Origin of the sequence: Desulfosarcina ovata subsp. ovata (genome assembly GCF_009689005.1) — a bacterium.
Taxonomy (GTDB): domain Bacteria; phylum Desulfobacterota; class Desulfobacteria; order Desulfobacterales; family Desulfosarcinaceae; genus Desulfosarcina; species Desulfosarcina ovata.
Genome location: NZ_AP021879.1, coordinates 6,813,699 through 6,837,992 on the forward strand (window position 1 = coordinate 6,813,699; position 24,294 = coordinate 6,837,992).

A 24,294-nucleotide genomic window follows, 5' to 3' on the forward strand; every position below is an offset into this window, starting at 1 on the left:
TCACACGTAATACGGTAATACGTGGAAAAAAGTCCATTCTATAACCGCAATACGTGGAAAATTTTCCACGTATTGCCACTGTTCGCCAAACAAAAAATGAAAAAAAGACACGGACATTACTGTAGAATTTGCGGTTCAATAAAACCCAATGAGGCCTTTAGCGGAAAGGGTCACAGAAATCATATATGCAAAGTATGCTCAAAACTCCCAAGAAGTGAAATCGATTCAATTGATCAAAAAGACGAAATTTTCAATTTTTTAAGTCAGTCGCATATTTCAAAAAAGAACATTTCACGTTTGCACTCACTTATTGAGTCTCCAGACGAAGAGGTCGCAAAATTGGCTGGAATTGTACTTGATGTTGCAATGGTGAAACCATACAAAAAGAAACGGCTTAAGTTTTTAGCAAGGGAGCACAGAGACCTTCTTGAAAAATTAGATGAGACAGGTCTTATTGTTGCTCATCACTTATAAACCGCCACTGGCGAACCACCGCTTTCACTCTGACCGGGCGGGCGAAGGCATTTTTATGGAAAGCCATACTTGCATGTCTTTCTATCGATTATTTATCTTTTTCCTTATCACCCCCGCCCGGCCGGTGAAGCTGAGCGTTAGCCGAATGTACGGAGATTCTATGATGGAAACAACACATAAAGCATCTGATGTCTTTGGCATCTCCAGAGATTTGCCTCTGAATTATGTTTCGCGCCAATCTGCTGATGATTTTTTTATTGAGAATTTAACAAGAGATAAGCATCTGGTAATCTATGGCAGTTCAAAACAAGGTAAGACTAGCTTGAGAAAGCATTGCCTTAATAATGATGACTACATTGTCGTTCACTGTTCGAACAAGTGGACAATTTCTGAAATACATAGTGCAATCTTAAAAAAAGCTGGGTTCGAAGTTACACAATCAACGTCCAAAACTGTTTCTGGTAAATCAAAAATATTTGCCAAGATTAAAACTACTTTTTGGGGATCAGGAGCAGAAGGAGGCGCTGAGGCCGAAAGGCAACACTCCGAGCAGAAAACCACTCAACCACTTGAATTAGATCCAGAAGACGTTAACGATATTATAAATGGCCTAAACCAGATTGAATTTAACAGATACATACTGTTAGAGGATTTTCACTACTTGTCTACTGAAACCCAAAAAGACTTCTCGGTCGCGTTAAAGGCATTTCACGAGGAGTCTCCATATTGCTTTATCATTATTGGTGTATGGCTTGAAGAAAATAGACTAACTGTATACAACGGAGACCTTACAGGTAGGGTCGTTTCTATCGATGCGGATAAGTGGCAAGATACCGAGCTTCGCCAAGTAATATCGGATGGAGAAGCGATGTTGAATGTCAGTTTTTCTGATGGTTTTAAAAATCATTTATTAGAAAACTGTTTTCAAAGCGTTTATATCGTTCAAGAGTCATGTTATCAATGCTGTCAACGACATGGCATCAATAACACTCAAAGCGAATTAGTTACTATCGGGTCAGAGCAGGACGCATCAGAGATTGTTGAAAACGTGGTAAACCAACAAACTGGACGATTCAACTCATTCATCACTCAGTTTTCTGATGGGTTTCAAACAACAGAATTGCAAATGCACAAGTGGCTTTTACATCCGGTATTAACAGGCAATATAGCAAACCTTAGAGCTGGAATTCGGTACAGTGACATCAGAAGTGATCTTAAGACATATCATCCGTTGGGCAAGGATCTGAACCCAGGTAATATTACACAGGCACTTCAATCTACGGCTTCTTTACAAGCCAAGAAGGAAATAAAGCCAATCATTCTTGACTATGACCAGACAAATCTTCGACTGAATGTCGTTGATACAGGATTTTCTGATTATAACGGATTTTGGGGAGTTTGATTCCAATAAGCCGAACATACAGTGGCCTATCCCCCGACAAAAACACAACATGTTGATATTATTGAAGATTTGAGTCTAGACTTTTTACTAATAATTTTATATAGTTAGAGACACATCCCGCCAAAGGAGGTCTCTAACTATATGGGAATAGCAGATACAAGATCCGCTAACCGAAACAACAGAATCATATGTTTGCCCTTTTCTCAAGGCAATTATGAATGCAACATACTCAACCCGGTTGATTTCAGAACTTCCGTAAACAAAAGGATCGAACTGTTTCCGGAATTATTCCCGGCTGAAATCGAAAATGGATATCGGATGAAGGATCTTTATTACTCAAAAAAACAATCCATATGGATCCGTCGAATTAAAATATCCGGTGTTGCTTACACCATTCGTCCTTCATTTGTACTGCCATACCTCGTTGGATTTGTTGACGAAATCGAAGATGCAATGTTTTTTAGAAAGTTCGACATACCATTTTGGGCCATAAGTCGTGTTTTCGGAAAAGATCCCATGTATTGGTATCGAATCGAACAATCTATCGGGCGAAACAGCATTGTCGGAACAACTGTCCGAAATCCTCAAGATGTTCCCGAACATCTTGCCGCTGATGAAAAGCATACTCGAATTTTAGGTGAAAAAACGTATGTGGCCACGACAGTTGGTGATGGCTGTATTCTCGGTGCAGCCGTTGCCAAAGACGCCGGAGAACAAGCGTTAACAGATGCGTATCAAGTGTACAAACAAGAGGCCCAGTGTATAAAGCCGGAATATTCACCGGAAACCGTGAATATGGACGGCTGGAAAGCCACCCGAAATGCGTGGCAATTCCTCTTCCCGGCAGTAGTTATCATTTGCTGTTTTCTTCATGTGTTTATCAAAATTCGTGACCGTGCCAAAAAGAAATACCGAGATATTTTTGAAAACGCCGCATCAAAGCTATGGGAGTGTTATCGCGCTGAAAGTAAGGCATCGTTTTCCCAAAGAATAAGAAGGTTGTACGAATGGTGCGAAAAGAATGCTGTGCCATCCGTTATCATAGATCCCATAACGAAGTTACGGAAAAACATTGCCGCCTATCGTGTTGCCTACGATCATCCTAAAGCACACCGAACCAGTAACATGGTTGACCGGTTGATGCAAAGAATGGATCGCCACCTGTACAGTACCCAATATTTTCATGGATCGATGGATGCAGCGCAGTTGAGTATTCGAGGATGGACGCTCATCAATAATTTTTCACCATACAATCCTCGAACGGTTAAGTTGCACAATGGATTTAAAAGTCCGGCGGAACAGCTAAACCAATTCAGATATCACAACAACTGGTTGCAAAACTTGTACGTTTCGGCTTCTTTGGGTGGGTACCGGAGACCTCCCCAAAATCCGATATAATCAGAGGATTTTTAATTTGGCTGAACAAACAAGACAGGAATGAGCTGTTAGCTTTGGCTGGGGTAGATAAAGCGGCTAACAAGACAAATTAACTCGGACTGGTAAAAGCTGCGCCGCTTCGCTTTGCATCTTTCACCAGCCGGTTATTTGCAACGATATGTGCTCACAATAAAGACATGAAAAGCCACTTTACTTTTTCAACATTTATAAAATTCACTTTCCTATTGGCGGTGACCATTTATGCAGTATCATATCATTTTTGTTCAAATCCATTTGATGGCACAACCGACATATTTGGGTGGCTGCTGATTTTGTTTATTGCTTTAGCGGGAACAGTTATATCAGAAATGCCACGACTTTTTTTTAGAAGGAAGCCAATGCAAGGAAAATTGGCGGGCAATTTATTGAATCTCGTTGCTATTATTATCGCTGGTTTTGGGTCGTGGTATATTGTTTCTATTATTGAGAGCGTTCTTGGTCAAACATGACATCATTCACATAACAAATCGTTTGAGAATCGACGCGCAAAAAACGCGCGCGTCTCAACTCAAGCGTTCTGTGATTAAAGGCACTCGTCATTAAAATCGAAGGAAAACATATGATACTTCAATACACTAATAGAAAAGGTAAAAGATATTTCCTTCATGAAGGTAAGACTAAAAAAGGCAACTCTCGGTACACATTTTCACAATCAGACAAAAATGCATTAACCATCATTCCTGATGGATATGAGATATACGAAAATCCTAATGCTCAAGTTTTTTTACGGAGGATTCAGCCTAAGCTAATCAATGAGAAAGAAGTAGTGTTAGTTCAAGAAAGATTGGACGATCTGATTCAGAAGAAATATTGTAAAATCACGTTTGAAAAAAATACTATTATAATTTATTTGGCTGACCAACATGTGAATCGGGTTAGAGAAGTTATTAAAAGCTCTCCTAAAGCGGAGAACGAGGGAGTAGAAGCAGTTATAAATCAGATCATTACTTATTCTCCTGTCATTCAGTTTGTTTTATCTTCAGAAAATGATCGATTATTTATTCTTAAAAGAGTGTATTATCAAGAAGGTGAGAGGTTTTGGGAACTTGCTGAAAATCCTGATAGTTTAAAATCATTATTGTCTGTAGCCAGGAAAGAAATTGACATTGAAACATATTATGATCATTTCCAATTTTAGCAAAAGTTAAATCGAATTCGGGGTATCGAATTCGGGGTCGCCAAACCAATCCATTGACATCATAAGATAAAGCGTGAAAAAATAGGGTCAAATTACTCTTAGCCGGTCAGTTTTGATACTAAAAACCGTATTCTAAGAAAATTTTATATGGCACGCGCCAACAGACATTTTGTCCCCGGATATATCTGGCATTTGACTCATCGATGCCATAAGCGGGAGTTTTTGTTAAAATTCTCCAGAGACCGGAATCGCTGGATTGATCTTCTATTTAAAGCCAAAAAGCGGTATCAACTTTCCATTTTAAATTTCATCGTCACCAGCAACCACATCCACCTTATCGTTTCCGATTCAACCCAAGCCGACGCCATTCCCCGAACGATTCAATTCGTTGCTGGCAGGCTTGGCCAGGAATACAATCGCCGCAAGAATCGTAAAGGCGCACTTTGGGAAGACCGTTATCATGCCACTGCGATAGAATCTGGTAAGCATCTGTGGCGGTGCATGGTTTATATCGATTTGAATATGGTCAGAGCTGGTGTTGTGTCCCACCCCTCAGAATAGAAATGGGGCGGGTTTCATGAGATTCAAAATCCCAAAACCCGGTACCGGCTGATTGATCATGACATGTTGAAGCAGTTTCTCAACACAGAAGACCAGGATGAATTGGTCAAAACCCACCAAGGATGGATTGATAGCCAGTTGGAGGGAATGCCGACACGACAGGAACATTTTAGCAAAAGCCTTGCAGTCGGAAGCAAGGCATTTGTCAAAAACATTTGCCACGCTCTGAAATCGCAGGCAATTGGAAGACGGATGATTGAATTACCGGCAGAAGGGTATCAGTTGAGGGACATCATTTCGAAATATGGCGACGTTGGATATGAGAACCTGGGGGCTCTCAATTTGCCATTAAGCTTTTCCAATTCGATTCCATGGCGGCAGGCTTTTTCTTAAAGCGTGCATTTTGCCCCCAAAACTGAACGGCTAAGACCGAAAATTGAATAGAAATTAAATCATTCGTCCATTATTTCAGTGGGGTATCTTGGGCGACCCACGGACCCCCACAACCCACGGACCCCCACCCACGGACCCCTATAACCGCAATACGTGGAAAATTTTCCACGTATTGCCACTGTTATCTTTTCAACATGAACTGAAAATGGAGGCATAATGATTACATGCTACCTGCGATATGAGATTGATCCATATAAAATTGATCAATTTGAAGAATACGCCAAAATGTGGATTCCATTAGTAAACAAGTTTGAAGGCACTCATCATGGATACTGGCTTCCATATGAAGGAGCCAACAATATTGCAATAGCTTTGTTCAGCTTTCAAAGCTTGAAAGCATATGAAGAGTATAGAATGAAAATAGCTCAGGATGGAGATTGCCAAAAAGCATTTAAGTTTAAAGAGGAAACACGTTGCATTAAAAGCATTGAGCGAAGCTTTATGAAACCATTGCTCGAATAATAAATCATAAGATAACAACCGCATAGACAGCGGACCGGGAAAACGATGCCATTTTTTGGCTTTTTCACAGTCATCATTGAACTTTGCATTTTCATAGGCCTCGGTCGTTTTCCCGGCCGGTCATGCGTAGCGTTATCGCGCCGAGGAAAGCTCGGTGCATCTTGCAGGGTGAAAGTCCCTGTCGGGAGGAAAGTTAGTAATGGCTTTCTGTCCGGCGTTCCTACCACGAGAATTTTTGAAAAAACAACCATGCCAGAATCATTAATAATTGATTTGTCACATACCAAACCTGAAAATAAAGTTCTTGGATTTAGCGGTAGCCCAAGGAAAAATGGCAATTCAGATATATTGTTAAAAACCATCATTTCAGGAGTTAAACAACTTAGTATTCCTGCAACAACATGGAACTTAACTGATGTACAATTCAAGGGGTGTATTGGGTGCGAACAGTGCAGAAAAACAAAAATATGCACAGGATTAATTGACGGCATGACATCACTATACCCAAAACTGTATTCATCAAAAGGTTTGGTATTGGTATCTCCAACCCACAATTACAATATCACATCTTGGATGAAAGCGTTCATTGATCGTCTTTATTGCTTTTATACATTTGAGAACAATAGGCCGCGAAGTTGGTCCAGCCAACTTGGAAATCAAAATAGAAAGGCCGTTGTTGCAGCAATATGCGAGCAAGAATCTGTTGAGGATATGGGCTTTACGTTGGAGGCAATGAAAGCCCCACTTAAAGCTCTTGGCTATGAAATAATTGGTGAACTGTCCGTTTTTAGAATTTTTGATAAAGCGAAGGTAAAAAATGATGAAAGAGCTATGGACGATGCTTATAAACTTGGACAAAAGCTCGCCAACGAACTGAAATAATGGATTATATAAGTTAACAAAACGCTGGAGAGGGACCGGGCTACCTGAGCGGCGTTTTTGGAAGTATTTGGTTCAGAAAAATTTAACTGTTATCTGAGCTTTTGGGGTTTAAAAGCCCGGCCCTCAGCTCCGCGTTGGCGATAAAGAAGCGGAATTGGTTTGTAAAAACCGAATGTTGTCAGGTAATAGAATATCCAGTTTATTCGCAGCATGGAAAACCAGTATTACGATAGGAATGAAAAGCATAAATGAATGATAGAGAAATCCATAATCATTTCGAAAATGATTGTCAGAATGTTCCGACCTACGATTTCGTGGGCGCTCATGGAAGCATCAATGACTATGGAGATGTCGATAGGCTTATAGAGGATTTCATTAACAGCATTGAGGATGGCTATTTTTTACAATGGGAAGCCGTCGAACGGACAGAACACGGACTGCCCCTCACCCCACTTCAACAGAAAACAATGGATGACTTGGTTTCCTTTTGCGAAGATCCCAACCAGCCAATATTGTACATCGACGAAATCGCGCGTCCTATGGAACCGTGGTATGTTATCATCCAGCGGATTGCAGAATGGTTGCTGCTTGATCAGCTAAGAACTTCAGATGTGCATTTCGCATGTGCTACGGAGGGATGGCCGAATCTTTATGAGTGCGTGGAGGCCCCAGAAAACAAACTCATACCACCCGAGGGAATTGCATCGCCGATAAATGTTGTGCCGATAGAACTACAACACAGACTATGGCTCCAGTCCTGCTTCGATCCTCTGCTTGGTATCGGGCAGCCAACATATGAAAAGGCCCCTGAGGTCATCAGACTGAAGGACCAAACGTTTCGGGTAGATGAATTTATCGAGGAGTTAAGAGAGCACAGGGACACTGTAGAATATTTGAACCTGACTCTGGAAAATATGCTTAAAATCCTCGTCATGCCGAAAAATGATGAAAAGCTTTTTGTCATGCTAATGTCGGAAAACCTCGGACTCGAATCACGTCAAACTTTATTATCAGGCTTTCTGTAACATGTTTTATTATCATTGTTATGAAACAGGGATTTTTATAAAGAGTGAGGGTGATGCAGCCATGGCAATAAATTGAAGAAAATGGCAACCTCAGAGAACCAGGTTGCCATTGTTAACGTAACAGGTTTCGCCAACCACCGCTTTAACCCCGACCGGGCGGGCCTCGGCATTCCTTTTGAGTGCTTGTAATTTCATGAATTGTGGGACCTTTTTTAAAAGCTTTTCTGGCTATCCGCCCGGCCGGTGAAGCAATCGAACCGTCAGGCAAATTAAGCTTGCATAGCACAATGGTATGATATATTGTCATACTGGAGGTGATTTGAATGGCAGCATCTAAAATTGCAATTACAATCGACGACAACACACTTAAACGTTTAGATATTCTCGTCAAATCAAAATTTTTTCCAAACCGCAGCAAAGCTATTCAGGAGGCTGTTGCTGAAAAATTAATGCGCCTTGAGAAAAGCCGTCTTGCCCAGGAGTGCGCTAAGCTAGATCCAGAATTCGAACAATCCTTAGCGGAGGAGGGCTTCTCATCGGAGTTGGAAGAATGGCCAGAATATTAAGGGGTGATATATACTGGGCGGATTTGAATCCAGTAATTGGTAGTGAACAGGGCGGATTACGCCCTGTTCTTATTTTAAGCCACAATGTTTTCAACGACAGATCTGGTACTGTCATTGCTGTGGCGATCACCAGCCAGCCACAAAAGGCTGGCTATCCGTTGACCATGGAACTATCGGATACCAAACTCCCCAAAAGGTCTTGGGTAAAGATCAGCCAGATTCGAATTCTTTCTACGAAACGGATACGCAAAAAAATAGCAAAAGCATCTGACGAAGAATTAGCTCTTATCATTGACGGTTTGAATGAAATAATTGGCGGTTAACCTTTGCTTTCACGGCGACGGCAAAAAGCCGCCGCGCGTGAAGCTGGGTTATCAGGTACAATTGAAAAAGGGGTAATTCAGATGAATGTTGACAAACAATTTGATATCGCTCTCGCGTCACTTCAGAGCATTTACACAAACTACTTAAGTAATTTTTGGACTGCCCTCGGATCAGCACTTATTGTTATCGGTTGGCTGCTGACTTCCGAAAAGGCCCGTAATTATTTGGCCAGCGATAGATTTGCAAAGTTTGCAGTTCTCTTTGTTCTTTTTGTATGCGCAGTTGGACACATCCGTATTGCATTCCTTTTTTATAACGCCTCACAAGAAAAGATGAGATTACTTGGAAATTTGGGAAATGCCCTGAGTCCTGTTTACTACAACAATTATGGGATTATGCTTGATCGAATTATTATTAATATTGTGATCATTTTGGTGTTATTATTATTAGCAGCAACTCTTGTTTGGCGCTTAAAGCCTGTAGATAAATCTCAGGAAACTACTGCTAATTTCAATGGTTGGTAGGGCTGGTGACCGGTTTGTTCGGCCTCACGTCAAAGGAGCTGTTGACTGGTGGGAAACAACGCAAAACGGTAGCGGCGCGCAGCGCGTTGTGCTATTGGGCGACGCGGGAACTTGGGATGAGCGGGGTGGTGGTATCAAAACGACTGAACATCGCTGCCTCGACGGCCAGCGAGTCCGCGGCGAGGGGCTTGCGGATTGTCGAAGAGCAAGGGTTTAAACTTTCAGATGAGGTTATCTGATAATCCGATAAACCGAGGATGTCCCTAATTTGAGCGACATAAATGATTGAGCTGGTTAAAGAGTCAAATTATAATGGGTCATCGCTTCGGATAATCTTATCGATCTGTTTTCTCTACAGCGTCAGAATACAGTTGGATTCACTAACCCACCGAAATGTATTTAAATATATCACTACATCCATTCATAATTGTATCACTGTTCGATTATTATGGCGGCACTAAAATTTGTAACCATTTGATATTATTAAACCTGAGGGTTGACATAGGAGGGTCGAATTGATACGATTATTTGAATGAATTCAAACTCATACAAATAATTGTATCATGAGGCCATATGCTCTCATTTGAAGAATCCAAGACAGTACTTCGGAACTTTTTCAACAAGAAGTATATCGCAGATATTGGCCAGTTATATCATTTACTTCAAACGACGTCGCGAATGAGTGTTTTTCGAAGACTCAAACGCATGGGATATTTAACGAGTTTTACGGATGCCGGTCGTTATTATACGCTTCAGGATGTACCGATTTTTGATGAGTGGGGATTGTGGTTTCATAAGGGGATTGGTTTTTCACAATATGGCACGCTGAAAAACACCATCATCAAAATCGTCCATTCTTCAGATGCCGGCATGATGCCCAAAGAAATGCTGAATTTGTTGAAAATAAGAATTCCCAACACGTTGCATAATGCACTGCATGGGCTGGTTAAAAACAATCAGATCGGTCGCCGTCGGCTGGAACGTTTCTTTCTATATACAGATGCAAATCCTGAAAAAGCACAACTGCAGTTAAATACGCGCCGTTTTCTTTTGCAAAAGACAGCACCGGTTGTTGAACCACCATCAGCAGAATTAACCATCGCCGTGCTGATTGAAGCGTTTAAAACCGTAAAGATCAGGGTGTCTCCAACGTTGGTTGCTGAGCGCCTGGACGTACGAGGGATGTCGGTTACAGTCGAGCAAGTCAAACAGATTTTTACTCGACACGGGATCCCGACAGAAAAAAAAACGGCAAGCCTCCCTTAAACGTCCTGAGCGATTTGAGAGATGAGGCGCGTCGTTTGAATGACCGTTGTTGTAAACAGGCTTTCGGACTGACCGATGTTGTTGTTTCGGCCAAAGAGGAGCGTGGACGCTGTGAAATCTGTCATGGCCCAATGAAAGTTCAGAAAACATACCGCCATGAAGGCAGGACCCTTCGACATGGAGTATTCGAAGTATGTGAAACAGTGTATGTTTGTGCCGGCCGATGCCATCATCCCGTCGGCACCTTGGTGACCCAAAGATCTTTATCCGTGTCGCAAACTATTATGCCAAACTGCAATGCCGGCTATGATTTGATGGTTTTTGTCGGACGCCAGCGGTTGCTTGAACATCGGCAGCGAGAAGAGATCATGGCAGCGCTCAATGACGACTATGGCATTCGTATCTCAGCTGGTGAAGTCAGTGACTTGGCCATGCGGTTTTCACAATATTTTCTACGGCTTCATTATGCAAAAGCCGACCGCATAAGAAAAATATTGGAAAATGACGGTGGATGGCCGATGCACATCGATGCAAGCGGAGAAAACGGCCGAGGCACGCTTTTTGTTGTGATGGCCGGTTGGCGAAAATGGGTGCTTGGCGCATGGAAGATAGCCACTGAGAAAGCTGAACTTATTTTGCCATGTCTGCGCGACACCGTTGAAAGATTCGGCCCGCCTTGTGCGGGGATGCGAGATTTAGGGCGAGCGGTCACACCGGCGCTGAACGATTTGGTTTCCGAATTGGGATTGGAGATCCCTGTTTTGGCCTGCCATCAGCATTTTCTGGCGGATATCGGCAAAGATCTTTTAAATTCTGACCATTGTGCCCTTCGCGACCTTTTTCGCAGAACCAAGGTTCAGGCCGACATTAAGCGCCTGATTCGCGAGTTCGGCGGAAAGATTGGTTTACAGATCGATGATGCTCGGCAAACGGTTATTGCATGGCAAGAGATGGAAGACCATACATATCAATTGCCGCCGGGAAAAAATGGGATAGCGGTTGTCCGTGCGCTAAGCCAATGGGTGATCGACTATCATGCCGACGCCTCCGGGCTGGATTTTCCATTTGACCGACCCTATTTCGATTTTTTTAACCGCTGCATGATCGGATCAAAAGCGATTGATGCGTTTCTTCGTATCCCATCCGATGATCGAAAAGTAACGGGTGCACTCAAACGGCTTGGCCGGATTTTGACCAAAGTTGCATGTGAAGTTCCTTTTCGTCACATCATCAAGCGTCTTCAACGCCGTGCTGAGCTATTCGATGAATTGCGGGATCAACTGCGGACCGCGAAAAAACTGCCCGAAAATGAAACAGTGGCAGACATTGATTTGATGCGGAAACGATTTTACGATTGGACGGCATCGCTCAAAGAACGTCGTCCCAAAAGAGGCCCGGCCCAAGATATGCGTGATGCCATTGATATCATCTTGAAACATATCGATGTTCATGGCGAACACCTTTGGGGCCACGTTATTACGTTACCGGAGAACGCCCCTTCTCGAATGCGACTTGTGAGTCGTACAAACGAAATTATAGAAAATTTTTTCGGCACCATAAAACATGGCGAACGACGCAGGAGTGGGCGGAAAAACCTCACACATGATTTTGAACGATTACCGGCTGAGGCAGCGCTGGTGTACAATCTGAACCAACCCGATTATGTCAGTGCCGTTTGCGGATCCATTGATCGTCTTCCTCTTGCTTTTGCACAACTCGATAAAGAAGAAGCGCGGAGAAAAGAAAAAGGGTTACCGTCCCAAAAGATGTCAAATCTGGATAAAATACTTCAACTTTCCACTTCATCTTTATCTTCCGCTGATCGCCATGTTGTAAGAACGGAAAATATGAATCAACGCATCATCAAGGCAGCCAGAAGCCGCGCTCCGCGCGTCGCGTGTTGAGGGATATTGTAAAATCCAACCGTAGAATGACGCTTAAGTGTTTTCTATTATTTACGGCCCCAGTGTATGCCGATGAGATAATTATTGTCGCGGATGAATGGCCACCATATTGCGGTAAGGCAGGTTCGACATACCCCGGATATGGGGTTGAGATCGCCAAACAGGTTTTTGAGGCGGCCGGGCACAAGTTTAAATATTTGAATATACCTTGGACCAGAGCGATTAAAGAGACTCGTGCAGGGAAGTATAACGCCATTATTGGCGCATACAAAGAGGAGGCACCGGATTTTGTTTTTCCGGAAGAAGAGTTTGGCGTTTCACGATATGCTTTTTATTCCAAGCGAGGAAGTCTATGGACGTACTCTGGAATAGAATCCCTGCAATCGAAAAAAATAGGTTTGATAAAGGGCTACTCATATGGCCAAGAACTCAACGCATATTTTGAGAAAAATGCTCAACGTGTCCAATATGTGTCTGGCGATGACCCACTTTCTATGAATATAAGGAAGTTGCTTGCCGGCAGGTTTGATACCCTTATCGCTGGCGAAAATGTCATGACGTACAAAATCAAAGAAATGGGAGTTGTGGGCGAGGTCATTAATTCAGGTGTTACCGATATTAGTGCCAATTTGTATATCGCCTTTTCACCAATAAACAAAAAATCTGATATGGTTGAACACTTGTCAAGAGAAAAACCTATCCATACCCAAAAAACTTGGGCCAATAATTTTCATCGAGCGTTTGGATAGAGGCGGGGTCTGCAATAACGACGGTAGAGCACTCTGATATTCGCGGATTGGATACCGCATGACTAGGCTTCGTCGTGGAGCTGCCTCGGTCTAAAGACGGGAGTTTCGGCCTGAAGGCCTATTCCGATAGCTTTTTCGAGGGTTCTCCAAACCGCGACCGCGCCCCTATCCAAAAGCTCGATGGCTATATTTGTTCTTTGATAAAGCCGATCCTTTCTTGAGCATTTTTAAAATCAATAAGTTCTTTTTCTATTTGCATCATCGATTATAGAGAAGTACTTATCCAGCTTCTTGAGCCGGAGCAACAGTCGCGCTTCTCTCGCCGTCGCTAATTCCCACCCAGCGTGGAAAGTCAGGGCTGTCAAGGCTGCGACCTTAGGGAGCACCCTTTAGGGCTTGGCCTTGATAGGCCTGGGTTTCCACGCTATAACAAATCATCTTTCAGCGGCCACGATTGGAACAGCCCGGGCAATGGCCCAGATGAAACCGGCCAACTCGCGTGCAATCGCGGTGATGACCACGTTATGGTTTTTGCCCTTTGCAATCAACCTGCGGTAGCGGTGGCATAGTCGTAGCTGTGCATTCCAGGCAATATCCAAAACATCGTCCGGCAAGCCTTCCTGGCGTTTACGGATCGCCTTACTTTTCCGGGCCGGCATACGATAGGCCTGAGCCGATTCGATCAACGTCCTGCGGGCATGGGTATTGCCGGTTTTGGTAATGGGGCCTTTTTTGATGGTGCCACCGCTTGAATGCTCCGATGGGATCAGACCCAAATAGGCCATCAGCTGTGCCGGCGTATCGAAACGGCTCAGATCCCCCAGTTCAGCGACGACGGTCACCGCGCTGAGCAAAGAAATCCCCCTGAGCGCTTGCAGAGCCTCGATAACCGGAAGCAGTCGACTGGTTTGGCAACATTGCTCAATCGCTTTTTCGATGCGCTTAACGCGGGCCTCATGGTCTTCCATGGCGTCCAGGTATTCGGTAAGGGCAATATGCTGGGCAGGATGCTGCATTTTCAGCTCCGCCAGCCAATTTAAATGAGCTTTACCCCATTTGCTTTTACCTGGATAACTGATTCCTTGTCGCAATAAAAAGGCATTGATCTGTTGTTTGACTTTGCGGAGCGATATTTGGATGTCTTTTCGTGCACGTACCAGGTCACGAAGCGCTTCATCGGCCTGATCGGGGACATACACCGGCGTCAGTTCTCCGGAACGGTGGAGCGTCGCCAGGTGGGTTGCATCACGGCGATCATTCTTAACCCGATCACCTGTTTTTTTGGGGATCAACGCTGGAGCAACGACAACGCAATCGATCCCCTTGCTTGTTAAATGCCTATAGATCGGATATCCGCACGGACCTGCTTCGTAAACACAATGCAATTCGGCGTTTTGTGAAATCAGTTTTCGCATGACGTTATCAATCTGCCCCAGGTCGTTGCTGATTTTTCCATACACTCGAACGTTTCCGTCACGTCCTTCATCGGCGATAGCAATGGTAATCGAATCTTTGTGGACATCTAAACCAACATACTTTACTATCTTGTTCATGGCCTGCCTCCTTGATTTTGGCTCTGTAGTTAGGTTTTTTACGGACCGCTCACTATAACCCACGTTTTCAAGGTTTGGCAGGCCTTTTTATTGCCGTCTTGGTTAACGTTCAACCATATTGTCTAAAAAATACACCGAGACTTTTTCAAAAGGAATACGAAATTTGAAAAAATCAGGAGAGCTTGATCAAATTCTTGACCGATATGAATTACATTATTGGAAATAGTTGAGCTCATCTTACAGAGTAGACGAATCTATCCCAAACACCATCAGTTCCTACGTCGATATTCAAATCGATGTAAACCAAAACTTTAATGGGTGACCCCGGACCCATCCCGGACCCACGATCGCCTAACGATTCTCATTCCAAAAGAAGGCCACGGGAACCTTACCGGTCGGTACCCGTGGCCTTTTTTGCGGCCATTGAACGGTGGATTCGTCTGTATATTTAATGTAAATCGGCATTTATTGCGAATTACAGCAAAATTATCAAATTTATCGCCAACAATGACGACTTGAAAGATATAAATATGTGATATATAAAACGTCATATATGACGATTAATGTAAACTTTTAGGAGTTATTCGCCTGATATGACGATTGACAAACTTTCAAAACTCATGACCGACGATGCGATTCTGGCCGAGTTGGGCTTTCGCATGGCCCGGTGCCGTATCGACCGGCAGCTGACCCAGGCGGCGCTGGCCCACCAGGCCGGTGTTTCCAAACGCACCGTGGAGCGCATCGAAGCCGGCGCATCGGCCCAGATGGTGAGTGTCATCCGTATCTGCAGGGTTTTGGATCTCGTCGCCGGGATCGATCAGTGGATTCCCCAGCCGGACCTCCGGCCGATGGATCTGGTCGCCCGCAAGGGCCGGACGCGCCAGCGAGCCTCATCTAGCCGCAAGACCCAGGGCGCGGATGAACCATGGACCTGGGACCCATGAGCACCTATGCGCAAGTGAACCTCTGGGGGCGGACCATTGGTGCGGTCGCCCTGCAGGATGGCCAGACCGTCGCCGCCTTTGAATACGACCCCGCCTTCGCGAAGAGCGGCATCGAAATCGCTCCCCTGACGATGCCGCTTTCCACCCGGGTGTATGCGTTTCCGGAACTGGCCTACCGGACTTTTCACGGCCTGCCCGGTCTGCTTGCCGATTCCTTGCCCGACCGTTTCGGCAACGCCCTGATCGATGCCTGGCTGGCGACTCAGGGGCGATCGGCGGAATCCTTCAATGCTGTCGAGCGACTCTGTTATGTCGGGCAACGGGGCACGGGGGCACTTGAATTCGCTCCGGTGATCGGCCCGCGCAACCGGCGTTCCATGCGGCTGAATGTCGACCGGCTCGTCGAACTGGCGTCGCAAATCCTCAGCCAGCGCAATCATTTGGCCGATTCGTTTGCCGGCCCGCAGAAAGCCAAGGCCCTGGCGAATATCCTGCGCGTCGGTACGTCTGCGGGCGGTGCCCGGGCCAAGGCGATTATCGCCTTGAACCCGGAAACGGATGAGGTCCGTTCGGGGCAGGTCGACGCCGGAGATGGCTTTGAGTACTGGCTGCTCAAATTCGACGGGGTCGGCGGCAACCGGGACAAGGAACTGGAGGACCCCAGGGGCTACGGTGTTGTCGAATACGCCTATTGGAAGATGGCCACCGATGCCGGCATTACCATGAGCGAGTGCCGCCTGCTTGAGGAGAATGACCGCCGGCATTTCATGACCCGGCGCTTCGATCGCGGCCCCCGGGGGGAAAAGCTGCACATGCAGTCGCTGTGCGCCATGGCCCATTTGGATTTCAATCTGGCCGGTGTTTATGCCTACGAGCAGGCCCTGTTGGTCATCCGGCAGCTGGGACTCTCCATGGACGCGGTGGAAGAGCAGTTCCGGCGCATGGTCTTCAACATCGTCGCCCGCAACCAGGATGACCATGTGAAGAATATCGCTTTTATGATGACACCTGACGGCGCATGGTCACTCTCACCCGCATTTGACGTGACCTACAGCTACAACCCCGACGGTGCATGGACCGGCAGCCATCAGATGACACTGAACGGCAAACGGGACGGTTTCACCCTGGCGGATTTCCGGGCCTGCGCCAGGGCGGCCATGATGAAACGCGGGCGGGCCGAGGCGATCATTGAAGCCGTGCAGCGCGTCGTTGCCCGTTGGCGCGATTATGCCGACGATGCCGGGGTGCCACCGGACTGGCGGGATCGGATCCACGCCACCCTACGGTTAGAACGGTTTGGATGAACCGTCACCGGTTTTGACCACAAAACCGGTAAGGATCGGGGATGAAATTAATTGAACGTAATTGCGCCGGGCTTGTGTTCGTCTTCAAGGCGCATCAAGGGTTGCATACCGGGAGTATGTGGCCGTTGATGCAACGCGGAAGACGGGCGCAAGAACAAGCAATTTTGTTTAATTTTTAGCCCGTGGTCGTTAAGCCTGCCGCAGCCATAACAGTGCGCGTAATTGTCCGGGTAGTAATCCTGAAATGCCTTGAGAGTCATTTTGTCGTTTTCCCTTTCGTGGCAGCCTTGAAAAACCGTTTTCGATGTGTTGCCGATAGAGTGGCCGTTGTGGCCGTGCGGGCGGTTCACAGCAAGTCGTCGCTCAATACACATTATTTTGTTTTGCCATCGGCGACGATGTTTTTAAAGCCCCCAACAGGGTCACCGCATTTGGCAACCTCTATGGAAAACCGTTGTCGCAGGCATGGCCAGCTCTTACAACGCAACCTATAGTATTTAAGATAATGTTTTTGGCAAGGCCAGAGGGAGGAAGTCGTATTGTAATACTGCGACGACCGATAACGCAGCCCAAAAACATTATCTTGAATGCTATATTAAACAACCATATCGTAAGAACGTGTAGGAGCGGTCCTTGACCGCGAACAATAGGAATCAGTCCAAATTCATACCAAAATAATTGCCAAGGACAAATATAATCTGCATTATGTACCTAACGCATCGCTGGTGAGTTGTACGAGGTATCTGCATATTAATAGCCTTTCAAATCAAGTGAGAAATCAAATGCATTAACGTCGCCTGTTTCAAGCCTTTTACATCAGCAATCCTCGTCCTGAAAGAGTGTTATCGTTGAGGTTATGTTTGTTGATATCTTTATCACAATGAAAAAATGGCAAAACCTATGTTTAACTGTTAATCTCTGAGCCTGACGGTAATGTCGGCCGGCTTGTCAGCGCTGACAATGGAGAGGTAGCGGCTCACTACGAATTTGATCCATTCGGAAATGTTGTTCAACAAAGCGGGAGCATGGTGGATCCCAATCCGTTCGGGTTCTCGACAAAGTACCACATTCCGGTGGTTCGAAATTATTTATACCCCATTTATCCCTTGTTCCAGGTACGCCCGGGCCCGTGCAAAAGCGGCATCAATTTCAGGGATCTGCTGCGGCAGCTGATCATGGATGGCTTCCAGGTATTTGTTTTCCTTTACCAGTTCAAATGTCCGGCGGAAATTGATATCGTAAATCCACCCGATCTGCAGCAATTTGAAATCATTCAGGGTCCGAAGGTCGGTCATACGGACGAGTTCTCCTCGTAAAAGCGATTGGCAGACAGCTTCGGAGTATTCATCGCTGTCCGGCAGATCCAGTTCAACGGCCTTGTTGCGGCTGTCTGATGTATTGCGGTAGTAGCCGGTCACCACCCGCCATATATCGACCTTGTCCGCATCCCTGAGCAGTTTGAGGATCAAAAGGGAACGTGCACCGGCCTGGCGGGGAAGGGCCAAACGATTGTGGCAGGCCACGGCCTGCAAAATGACGTCGGCCGATCCTGGATCGAAACCTTCCAGCAGCCGGTTTTCCCTGATAATTCGCACCCCCAGGGCGGCATGATCTTCAGATTTTTGGTCTGCAAAGGTCCGATAGCGCTGATACTGTTCAAAGCGGCCGATATCGTGCAGCAACGCAGCGGTCTCAGCAATAATCAGATCCTGATAGGACCGCGCAAGGCTCAGGCTGTTGGCGATGTTTTTGATGTTCTTGCAAACATGCCGGGTATGGTCTGCCTTCAGGTCGATGTTTTTGCGAAGCTCCGCATCATCACCATCAAACCTGCAGATGTAAGCATCAAACCATTTTTTCAAATTCGATAACAAAGAATCCAGGTTCATTTTTTTGGCCGCTGTTTTCGGCGTTGTATCCTGCCGGTCAATGTTTTTCATTCCCTTGATTGCTTCACAATACGCGTATTGATATCATGAATACTTAAATAAAGCTAAAAAGAAAATGGACTATTTGAACTGTGAAGGCCAGTGACAATTCCTACCCCGGCGTTGGAAAGATATTTTTCTGCAATGGGACTGCACCCATCGGGCGATCAGCACCACCTGACGTTATCCTCGGTTGAAGCTTTTCGATTAGAGGCAGGAATGAGCATGACGATGCCGGCGATCAGCAGCATAACAGCGAATAGAAAATCAAACCAATCGGTAAAAATACCTATTCAAGCGCCTAAAAATAGTCCTTTATACCAATTGCTAACATTTTGAACTTTGGTTATGTTTTTGTGAATCGGGTCCTGCAGAGCATTGATGTTCCCAATCACCTAAAAAAGAAGAGAAAATTCAGGATTAGGCAAAATTGATTGAAAAGAAGGTATTATCATTGTTGGTTTCATTATCCTTCCCACTCAGCCATTTCACCCCTCAATGAAAGGAAGGCAATAATATGGAAGCTTTGTTGAAAAAAATTGCCCGCAAATTGGTTACCCCTCCAGCCAAGGTCGGCTTGAATACGGACGCCGACGACAGAACAGCCATCTACCAACCAGGCATTGACGAGAGTGTAACGGACCAACAGATAGCAAGCCAGGTTCAACGGCAATTGGGCGGCGTAACGCATCAAACAAGAACATTATCATGAATGGTCTTGGTATCACGCACGGGCCGAACCATCCATTGCACCGAATCAACGGAGAACGCTGTCCATAACATCCGCTTCTATCAAACAATGGCCTATGGCAAGAAGGGAAAAGGCTTGGAGTGTCTAAGGCTGGCGGAAAGAAATAATTCCTCCATCCTGCTTGTCGGGGAATTATTTCTTTCCGGCAACCTTACGCGATTTCATCCCTTATCACCCCAGGGAGGTACATGATGTACAAAAAAATACTCGTTCCCTTGGACGGTTCCTTGCGAGCCGAGGCGATACTGCCCCATGTGGAGAGCCTGGCGCTGCGCTTCAATGCCGAGGTTGCTTTGCTTTATGTGGATGCGGGTTCCGATCTGATGTTCGAGCGCGATGAGGTGCCCGATGTGGATTCTTTCCTCGATACGCGTCGACGGCTAATCAAGAAGCATCACCTGTATTTGCAGGCCATCGCTGACAAATGGCAGAGTACCGGCATTGCCGCCGAGGTGCGCATCGCCCGGGGCGCAGTTGTCGCCGGTATCATCAATGCCGCCAAGCAAACGTCGGCCGATCTGGTGGCCATGGCCAGTCATGGCGAGGGCGGCGAGGAACGGACGTTTTACGGCAGCGTTGCCGTCAGCGTGCTAAATCGCATTGATCGGCCCCTGTTGCTAATCCGCTCGCGTTACCTCAAACCCAGCGCAAGTTGACCCTTTTGCGCACCGGCACCTTACTCAGTATCCAATGAAGCCTCTGGTCCGACGGACCCGTCGCAGGCCCAGATATGCTTTTCTCTTCCTTGAAGCATGCGGTGCCCCAGTATGGATCGATGAGAAGATTGGCGCCCTCAATTGGACGCGTTCGCCCTATAGCATTCAAGATAATGTTTTTGGGCTGCGTTATCGGTCGTCGCAGTATTACAATACGGCTTCCTCCCTCTGGCCTTGCCAAAAACATTATCTCAAATACTATAGAACATCGGACATCTTTGCTGAACGAAAAGTATTCATCGATTTTGTGCATTCATTTTGCATGATTTCTTGCAAGCATGCGCTTTTTCATTGGCCGACAGGTCTATACACGAGATCGGTCGGTACGCAGCAAAACCGCTCAACCACGACCTATTGCCAGTTTAACCGATCTATTGGGGGAATGTCGAACATCCGGTGATCTGTCAACATCTTTTGCACCATGGAAAGCCATCCACGACCTTGCCATGTGACGGAAGGCAAATACCCCTGCGGTCTAGTCGAGAAATGAGAAATGGATCCAGTTTCATACCAGAAGCGTGACGAGGCAACCATCAAAGGACAAATTGTGTCTGTACGCGGCAACGTGGTGGATCTTGAATTCCCGGAATCTCTGCCCCCTATTCATGCACTGATCCGCTCGGGTGAGGACGGCGGGATTTGCATCGAAACCACTGTCCACATCAACGAACGGCATGTGCGCGGCATCGCTTTGAACACCACCGCCGGACTTTATCGCGGCCAGCCGGTCTGGACCGACGGAAGCCCGCTCATGGTACCGGTGGGCGAAAAGCTTTTGGGGCGTATGTTTAACGTCTTCGGACAACCCATCGACGGTGAGGCGGCACCGCCCGGGCTCGACCACCGTTCGGTGCACCAGGCGCCCATCGAACTGGCCCGGCGGGTGACCTCCCAAGAGGTGTTTTTTACCGGAATCAAGGCCATCGACCTGCTGGTTCCCCTGGAACGGGGGGGAAAGGCGGGCCTTTTCGGCGGGGCCGGTGTGGGCAAGACGGTGGTGATCACCGAACTGATCCATAATGTGGTTGGCAAGCACAAGGGGATGAGCATTTTCTGCGGCATCGGCGAGCGCTGCCGGGAGGGTGAGGAATTACACCGGGAGATGGCCGCCGCCGGCGTACTGCCCAATACGGTGATGGTCTTCGGGCAGATGAACGAACCCCCGGGCGCCCGTTTCCGGGTGGGGCACACGGCCCTGACCATGGCCGAATATTTTCGCGACGATCTTGGCCGCGATGTGCTGCTGCTGATCGACAATATCTTCCGTTTCATCCAGGCCGGATCGGAATTGTCCGGGCTATTGGGCCGGCTGCCCTCGCGCATGGGCTACCAGCCGACCATGGCTACTGAACTGGCCGAACTGGAAGAGCGCATCGCAAGTACCAGCCAGGCGGCGATTACTTCCATCCAGGCGGTCTACGTACCGGCCGACGATCTCACCGATCCATCGGCGGTCCACACGTTCAGCCATCTCTCCGCCTCCATCGTGCTCTCGCGCAAGCGGGCCAGCGAGGGATTCTATCCGGCCATCGACCTTTTGCAATCCCGCTCGATCATGCTGCAACCCCGCATCCTGGGCGAGCGCCACTACCGGGTGGCCAGCGAGGTACGCCGTACCCTGGCGACCTACGAGGAGCTCAAGGACATCATCGCCATGCTGGGAATCGAGGAGTTGTCCCGGGAGGACCGGCGGACCGTTCACCGGGCACGGCGCCTGGAGCGATTCCTGACCCAGCCTTTTTTTACCACCACCCAGTTCACCGGCCTGGCGGGCAAGCTGGTGGAGGTCGAGGAAACCATCGACGGATGCGAGCGGATCCTCAACGACGAATTTTCCGAGCATCCCGAAAGCGCCCTGTACATGATCGGAGGCATCGGGGAGGTGACACGGTGAAACTCACGGTCTTCCAGCCGGAAACGGTGTGCCTGGACGAATCGGTGACCAAGGTCGTGGCCCAGGGACCGGAGGGGGCCTTCGGGCTCCGCCCCCGGCACCTGGACATGGCTGCCGCCCTGTCACCCGGCATCCTGGCCTACTGGACCCCGGATGGCGCCGAACATTTTCTGGCCGTCAACGGCGGCATCCTGGTCAAACAGGGGGAGACGGTGCAGGTGGCCACGCATATGGCGGTTCCAGGCGAGCTCGGCGCCATCCAGGCGGCGGTACGGCGCTTTGTCACCGACATGGATGACCGCGAACGGCAGACCCGGGCGGTGGTAGCCCGCCTGGAGGCCGACTTTATCCGGCGGTTCGTGGAGTTTGGAAAAAATGCCTGACAACCTGTCAAAACATCGGAAAACGTTTCCAGATGCGGTAGACAACGTCGAAAAGCGGAAACTGTGGGCTCGTGAGAAAAAAAAGGACCCCATCTGGTTCGGCCTGGGAATGTTCGGTGTGGTGGGGTGGGCCGTGGCGATTCCCACGGTGCTGTGCATTTTCCTGGGGGTGTGGATCGATCTGCGCTGGCCCGGTCCTTACAGCTGGACGCTCATGCTGCTGGTTGCCGGCGTGGCATTGGGATGTCTCAACGCCGGTTTCTGGGTGAAGCGGGAAAAGCACTCTATCGATCGGGAGAGGGAAGAACCATGAAAGTCGATGGCACAATGTGGGGGCTGGCGTTCTTGTGGGGAGCCTTTCTTGGTCTGCTCTATTTCGGCGGGTTGTGGCTGACCGTAAAGACGGCGCTCGACAAACGACGGCCGGGACGTTGGCTGGCGATCAGTGCCATCGTCCGCCTGGCCACGGTCCTGTCCGGCTTCTGGATCGTACTGCGGATGGATCCGGCAGCCTTTTTCTTTACCCTGGCCGGGTTTTTCCTGGTCCGTATCGCTCTGACCCGTATACTGGGCCCTGAAAGCAAAGGTCCTCATCATGCAACTCACCCCTGACGATCACATCTGGTGGCAGTTTGGCCTGCTAAAGGTCAATAGCACCATTTTGTTCACCTGGGCCGTGATGGTGCTCCTCACCGCCGGTTCCTGGCTGATCAGCCGGCGCCTGCAAACCGGTGCCCGGATGTCACGGATGCAGCATGTTCTTGAAGTGGTGGTCCACGTTATCGAACAGCAGTTGAACGAAATTACTTCCCGCCGGCCCAAAGGTCTGTTGCCGTTTTTGGGAACCTTGTTTCTCTTTATCGCCGTATGTAACTTTTTGGCCGTGGTTCCCGGGTTCGAGCCACCGACGGGCTCCCTCTCCACCACGACGGGACTGGCAATCTGCGTCTTTTTTGCGGTTCCCATATACGGCATCGGGGTCATCGGCGTAAAGCGCTACGTGGGTAATTATCTTCAACCGACACCTTTTATGCTGCCGTTCAACATTATGGGTGAGTTCAGCCGTACCCTGGCCCTTTGTGTGCGCCTGTTCGGCAATGTCATGAGCAGCACCATGATCGGTGCCATTTTGCTGATCATCGCGCCGCTGATCGTTCCTATCCTCATGCAGCTGTTGGGGCTGTTGACGGGGATGGTGCAGGCATACATATTCGCCATTCTGGCAGCGGTTTATATCAGTGCCGGCATGGAGGTGACCGTGCCGGCACAAAAAGAAGTGCCGGCAGTCCCGACGGGCATGAGCTCGGCACGTGAAAACGCAGCCACAGGTAGCTGACCTGTCGCGAAATTGCCAATTTTAGGGGGTAATCGTATGGATACACTCGGTTGGGTCGCTTTGGCTTCAATTCTGTCGGCGGGGGTCTGCATGGGCATTGGTGCCATCGGGCCGGCTCTGGGTGAAGGGCGTGCTCTGGCCCAGGCACTAGGATCAATCGCCCAGCAGCCGGATGAGACCAGTACCATCACCCGGACCTTGTTCGTGGGCATGGCCATGGTGGAATCGACGGCCATCTATTGTTTCGTGGTGACCATGATACTGATTTTCGCCAATCCATTTTGGAAGTACTTTCTTTCAACGGCCGGAGGATAA

Annotated in this window: 28 protein-coding genes; 26 read left to right on the top strand and 2 right to left on the bottom strand. The window is 47.7% G+C overall.

The annotated features are described in order from the left end of the window. The first annotated feature begins 72 nt into the window (after window positions 1-72). From GN112_RS29905 to GN112_RS29975, 16 genes are all read left to right on the top strand, one after another. Window positions 73-474 (top strand): hypothetical protein, encoded by a 402-nt coding sequence (locus tag GN112_RS29905; RefSeq protein WP_155313497.1) that lies wholly within the window; start codon window positions 73-75, stop codon window positions 472-474. Beyond that, window positions 440-1,876, top strand: a complete 1,437-nt coding sequence (locus GN112_RS29910; RefSeq protein ID WP_155313498.1) for a hypothetical protein — start codon at window positions 440-442, stop codon at window positions 1,874-1,876. The genes GN112_RS29905 and GN112_RS29910 overlap by 35 nt, the downstream gene beginning before the upstream one ends. A 141-nt stretch (window positions 1,877-2,017) precedes the next feature. Continuing rightward, entirely contained in the window at window positions 2,018-3,274 is a 1,257-nt protein-coding gene (locus GN112_RS34670; RefSeq protein ID WP_231716904.1) for a hypothetical protein, read from the top strand. Between the two features lie 176 nt (window positions 3,275-3,450). Further along, a complete protein-coding gene (locus tag GN112_RS29920; RefSeq protein ID WP_155313499.1) occupies window positions 3,451-3,762 on the top strand; it encodes a hypothetical protein in 312 nt (103 codons plus the stop codon). Window positions 3,763-3,872: 110 nt separating this feature from the next. Then, window positions 3,873-4,451 carry a hypothetical protein gene (locus GN112_RS29925; protein ID WP_155313500.1) on the top strand — a complete coding sequence of 193 codons (579 nt, stop codon included), beginning with the start codon at window positions 3,873-3,875 and terminating at the stop codon, window positions 4,449-4,451. A gap of 147 nt (window positions 4,452-4,598) precedes the next feature. Beyond that, window positions 4,599-5,012, top strand: a complete 414-nt coding sequence (locus GN112_RS34100) for a transposase (protein ID WP_197743434.1) — start codon at window positions 4,599-4,601, stop codon at window positions 5,010-5,012. Window positions 5,013-5,075: 63 nt separating this feature from the next. After that, window positions 5,076-5,405 (top strand): hypothetical protein, encoded by a 330-nt coding sequence (locus tag GN112_RS34105; RefSeq protein ID WP_197743435.1) that lies wholly within the window; start codon window positions 5,076-5,078, stop codon window positions 5,403-5,405. A gap of 216 nt (window positions 5,406-5,621) precedes the next feature. Next, window positions 5,622-5,927: an NIPSNAP family protein gene (locus GN112_RS29935; RefSeq protein WP_155313501.1), complete on the top strand. Its 306-nt coding sequence runs from the start codon at window positions 5,622-5,624 to the stop codon at window positions 5,925-5,927. A gap of 168 nt (window positions 5,928-6,095) precedes the next feature. Next, window positions 6,096-6,809 (top strand): flavodoxin family protein, encoded by a 714-nt coding sequence (locus tag GN112_RS29940; protein ID WP_231717174.1) that lies wholly within the window; start codon window positions 6,096-6,098, stop codon window positions 6,807-6,809. A 248-nt stretch (window positions 6,810-7,057) separates the two neighbouring features. Then, entirely contained in the window at window positions 7,058-7,834 is a 777-nt protein-coding gene (locus GN112_RS29945; RefSeq protein ID WP_155313502.1) for a hypothetical protein, read from the top strand. Between the two features lie 323 nt (window positions 7,835-8,157). Continuing rightward, window positions 8,158-8,400: a CopG family ribbon-helix-helix protein gene (locus tag GN112_RS29950; protein WP_040874630.1), complete on the top strand. Its 243-nt coding sequence runs from the start codon at window positions 8,158-8,160 to the stop codon at window positions 8,398-8,400. Next, complete coding sequence (locus GN112_RS29955) at window positions 8,385-8,723, top strand: type II toxin-antitoxin system PemK/MazF family toxin (RefSeq protein ID WP_040874629.1); 339 nt, start codon at window positions 8,385-8,387, stop codon at window positions 8,721-8,723. Before GN112_RS29950 ends, GN112_RS29955 begins: the two co-directional genes overlap by 16 nt. 3 nt (window positions 8,724-8,726) lie before the next feature. Beyond that, complete coding sequence (locus GN112_RS29960) at window positions 8,727-9,248, top strand: hypothetical protein (RefSeq protein WP_155313503.1); 522 nt, start codon at window positions 8,727-8,729, stop codon at window positions 9,246-9,248. Between the two features lie 573 nt (window positions 9,249-9,821). Next, window positions 9,822-10,514, top strand: coding sequence for a hypothetical protein (locus tag GN112_RS29965; protein ID WP_155312427.1), 693 nt, complete (start codon window positions 9,822-9,824; stop codon window positions 10,512-10,514). A 35-nt stretch (window positions 10,515-10,549) separates the two neighbouring features. Continuing rightward, window positions 10,550-12,418: a hypothetical protein gene (locus GN112_RS29970; protein WP_155309028.1), complete on the top strand. Its 1,869-nt coding sequence runs from the start codon at window positions 10,550-10,552 to the stop codon at window positions 12,416-12,418. Window positions 12,419-12,480: 62 nt separating this feature from the next. Next, a complete protein-coding gene (locus GN112_RS29975; RefSeq protein WP_162459177.1) occupies window positions 12,481-13,167 on the top strand; it encodes a substrate-binding periplasmic protein in 687 nt (228 codons plus the stop codon). A 434-nt stretch (window positions 13,168-13,601) separates the two neighbouring features. Here the strand turns inward: GN112_RS29975 and GN112_RS29980 are convergent, their stop codons facing one another. Further along, on the bottom strand, window positions 13,602-14,720 hold the full coding sequence (locus tag GN112_RS29980; protein WP_155309156.1) for an IS110 family RNA-guided transposase: 1,119 nt from the start codon (window positions 14,718-14,720) through the stop codon (window positions 13,602-13,604). A 593-nt stretch (window positions 14,721-15,313) separates the two neighbouring features. On the opposite strand from GN112_RS29980, the gene GN112_RS29985 reads away from it, so the two are divergent. Next, window positions 15,314-15,667 carry a helix-turn-helix transcriptional regulator gene (locus GN112_RS29985; RefSeq protein ID WP_155313505.1) on the top strand — a complete coding sequence of 118 codons (354 nt, stop codon included), beginning with the start codon at window positions 15,314-15,316 and terminating at the stop codon, window positions 15,665-15,667. Beyond that, window positions 15,649-16,971 carry a type II toxin-antitoxin system HipA family toxin gene (locus tag GN112_RS29990; RefSeq protein ID WP_231717175.1) on the top strand — a complete coding sequence of 441 codons (1,323 nt, stop codon included), beginning with the start codon at window positions 15,649-15,651 and terminating at the stop codon, window positions 16,969-16,971. Before GN112_RS29985 ends, GN112_RS29990 begins: the two co-directional genes overlap by 19 nt. Before the next feature lie 1,088 nt (window positions 16,972-18,059). Here the strand turns inward: GN112_RS29990 and GN112_RS29995 are convergent. Continuing rightward, a complete protein-coding gene (locus GN112_RS29995) occupies window positions 18,060-18,911 on the bottom strand; it encodes an HD domain-containing protein (RefSeq protein WP_155313506.1) in 852 nt (283 codons plus the stop codon). Window positions 18,912-19,416: 505 nt separating this feature from the next. Here GN112_RS29995 and GN112_RS30000 point away from each other — a divergent pair. The 8 genes from GN112_RS30000 (at window position 19,417) to GN112_RS30035 (ending at window position 24,294) form a co-directional block, all read left to right on the top strand. After that, on the top strand, window positions 19,417-19,611 hold the full coding sequence (locus tag GN112_RS30000) for a hypothetical protein (RefSeq protein WP_155313507.1): 195 nt from the start codon (window positions 19,417-19,419) through the stop codon (window positions 19,609-19,611). Between the two features lie 227 nt (window positions 19,612-19,838). Next, the gene (locus GN112_RS30005) at window positions 19,839-20,306 is read left to right on the top strand and encodes a universal stress protein (protein WP_155313508.1); all 468 of its coding nucleotides are present in this window, start codon (window positions 19,839-19,841) and stop codon (window positions 20,304-20,306) included. Window positions 20,307-20,859: 553 nt separating this feature from the next. After that, window positions 20,860-22,260, top strand: coding sequence for a F0F1 ATP synthase subunit beta (atpD, locus tag GN112_RS30010; RefSeq protein WP_155313509.1), 1,401 nt, complete (start codon window positions 20,860-20,862; stop codon window positions 22,258-22,260). Next, a complete protein-coding gene (locus tag GN112_RS30015) occupies window positions 22,257-22,643 on the top strand; it encodes a F0F1 ATP synthase subunit epsilon (protein WP_155313510.1) in 387 nt (128 codons plus the stop codon). The genes atpD and GN112_RS30015 overlap by 4 nt, the downstream gene beginning before the upstream one ends. Further along, window positions 22,636-22,956 carry an AtpZ/AtpI family protein gene (locus tag GN112_RS30020; protein WP_155313511.1) on the top strand — a complete coding sequence of 107 codons (321 nt, stop codon included), beginning with the start codon at window positions 22,636-22,638 and terminating at the stop codon, window positions 22,954-22,956. Before GN112_RS30015 ends, GN112_RS30020 begins: the two co-directional genes overlap by 8 nt. Beyond that, window positions 22,953-23,255 (top strand): ATP synthase subunit I, encoded by a 303-nt coding sequence (locus tag GN112_RS30025; protein ID WP_162459178.1) that lies wholly within the window; start codon window positions 22,953-22,955, stop codon window positions 23,253-23,255. Before GN112_RS30020 ends, GN112_RS30025 begins: the two co-directional genes overlap by 4 nt. Then, the gene (locus tag GN112_RS30030) at window positions 23,239-23,979 is read left to right on the top strand and encodes a F0F1 ATP synthase subunit A (protein WP_155313513.1); all 741 of its coding nucleotides are present in this window, start codon (window positions 23,239-23,241) and stop codon (window positions 23,977-23,979) included. The genes GN112_RS30025 and GN112_RS30030 overlap by 17 nt, the downstream gene beginning before the upstream one ends. A 36-nt stretch (window positions 23,980-24,015) precedes the next feature. Further along, a complete protein-coding gene (locus GN112_RS30035; RefSeq protein WP_155313514.1) occupies window positions 24,016-24,294 on the top strand; it encodes a F0F1 ATP synthase subunit C in 279 nt (92 codons plus the stop codon).

Excerpts from the sequence above, each read along its gene's own strand:
- GN112_RS29910 (WP_155313498.1), top strand. The coding sequence starts at position 440 with ATGAGACAGGTCTTATTGTTGCTCATCACTTATAAACCGCCACTGGCG.
- GN112_RS34670 (WP_231716904.1), top strand. The coding sequence starts at position 2,018 with ATGGGAATAGCAGATACAAGATCCGCTAACCGAAACAACAGAATCATA.
- GN112_RS29920 (WP_155313499.1), top strand. The coding sequence starts at position 3,451 with ATGAAAAGCCACTTTACTTTTTCAACATTTATAAAATTCACTTTCCTA.
- GN112_RS29925 (WP_155313500.1), top strand. The coding sequence starts at position 3,873 with ATGATACTTCAATACACTAATAGAAAAGGTAAAAGATATTTCCTTCAT.
- GN112_RS34100 (WP_197743434.1), top strand. The coding sequence starts at position 4,599 with ATGGCACGCGCCAACAGACATTTTGTCCCCGGATATATCTGGCATTTG.
- GN112_RS34105 (WP_197743435.1), top strand. The coding sequence starts at position 5,076 with ATGTTGAAGCAGTTTCTCAACACAGAAGACCAGGATGAATTGGTCAAA.
- GN112_RS29935 (WP_155313501.1), top strand. The coding sequence starts at position 5,622 with ATGATTACATGCTACCTGCGATATGAGATTGATCCATATAAAATTGAT.
- GN112_RS29945 (WP_155313502.1), top strand. The coding sequence starts at position 7,058 with ATGAATGATAGAGAAATCCATAATCATTTCGAAAATGATTGTCAGAAT.
- GN112_RS29950 (WP_040874630.1), top strand. The coding sequence starts at position 8,158 with ATGGCAGCATCTAAAATTGCAATTACAATCGACGACAACACACTTAAA.
- GN112_RS29955 (WP_040874629.1), top strand. The coding sequence starts at position 8,385 with ATGGCCAGAATATTAAGGGGTGATATATACTGGGCGGATTTGAATCCA.
- GN112_RS29965 (WP_155312427.1), top strand. The coding sequence starts at position 9,822 with ATGCTCTCATTTGAAGAATCCAAGACAGTACTTCGGAACTTTTTCAAC.
- GN112_RS29980 (WP_155309156.1), bottom strand. The coding sequence starts at position 14,720 with ATGAACAAGATAGTAAAGTATGTTGGTTTAGATGTCCACAAAGATTCG.
- GN112_RS29985 (WP_155313505.1), top strand. The coding sequence starts at position 15,314 with ATGACGATTGACAAACTTTCAAAACTCATGACCGACGATGCGATTCTG.
- GN112_RS29990 (WP_231717175.1), top strand. The coding sequence starts at position 15,649 with ATGGACCTGGGACCCATGAGCACCTATGCGCAAGTGAACCTCTGGGGG.
- GN112_RS29995 (WP_155313506.1), bottom strand. The coding sequence starts at position 18,911 with ATGAAAAACATTGACCGGCAGGATACAACGCCGAAAACAGCGGCCAAA.
- GN112_RS30000 (WP_155313507.1), top strand. The coding sequence starts at position 19,417 with ATGGAAGCTTTGTTGAAAAAAATTGCCCGCAAATTGGTTACCCCTCCA.
- GN112_RS30005 (WP_155313508.1), top strand. The coding sequence starts at position 19,839 with ATGATGTACAAAAAAATACTCGTTCCCTTGGACGGTTCCTTGCGAGCC.
- atpD (WP_155313509.1), top strand. The coding sequence starts at position 20,860 with ATGGATCCAGTTTCATACCAGAAGCGTGACGAGGCAACCATCAAAGGA.
- GN112_RS30020 (WP_155313511.1), top strand. The coding sequence starts at position 22,636 with ATGCCTGACAACCTGTCAAAACATCGGAAAACGTTTCCAGATGCGGTA.
- GN112_RS30025 (WP_162459178.1), top strand. The coding sequence starts at position 22,953 with ATGAAAGTCGATGGCACAATGTGGGGGCTGGCGTTCTTGTGGGGAGCC.
- GN112_RS30030 (WP_155313513.1), top strand. The coding sequence starts at position 23,239 with ATGCAACTCACCCCTGACGATCACATCTGGTGGCAGTTTGGCCTGCTA.
- GN112_RS30035 (WP_155313514.1), top strand. The coding sequence starts at position 24,016 with ATGGATACACTCGGTTGGGTCGCTTTGGCTTCAATTCTGTCGGCGGGG.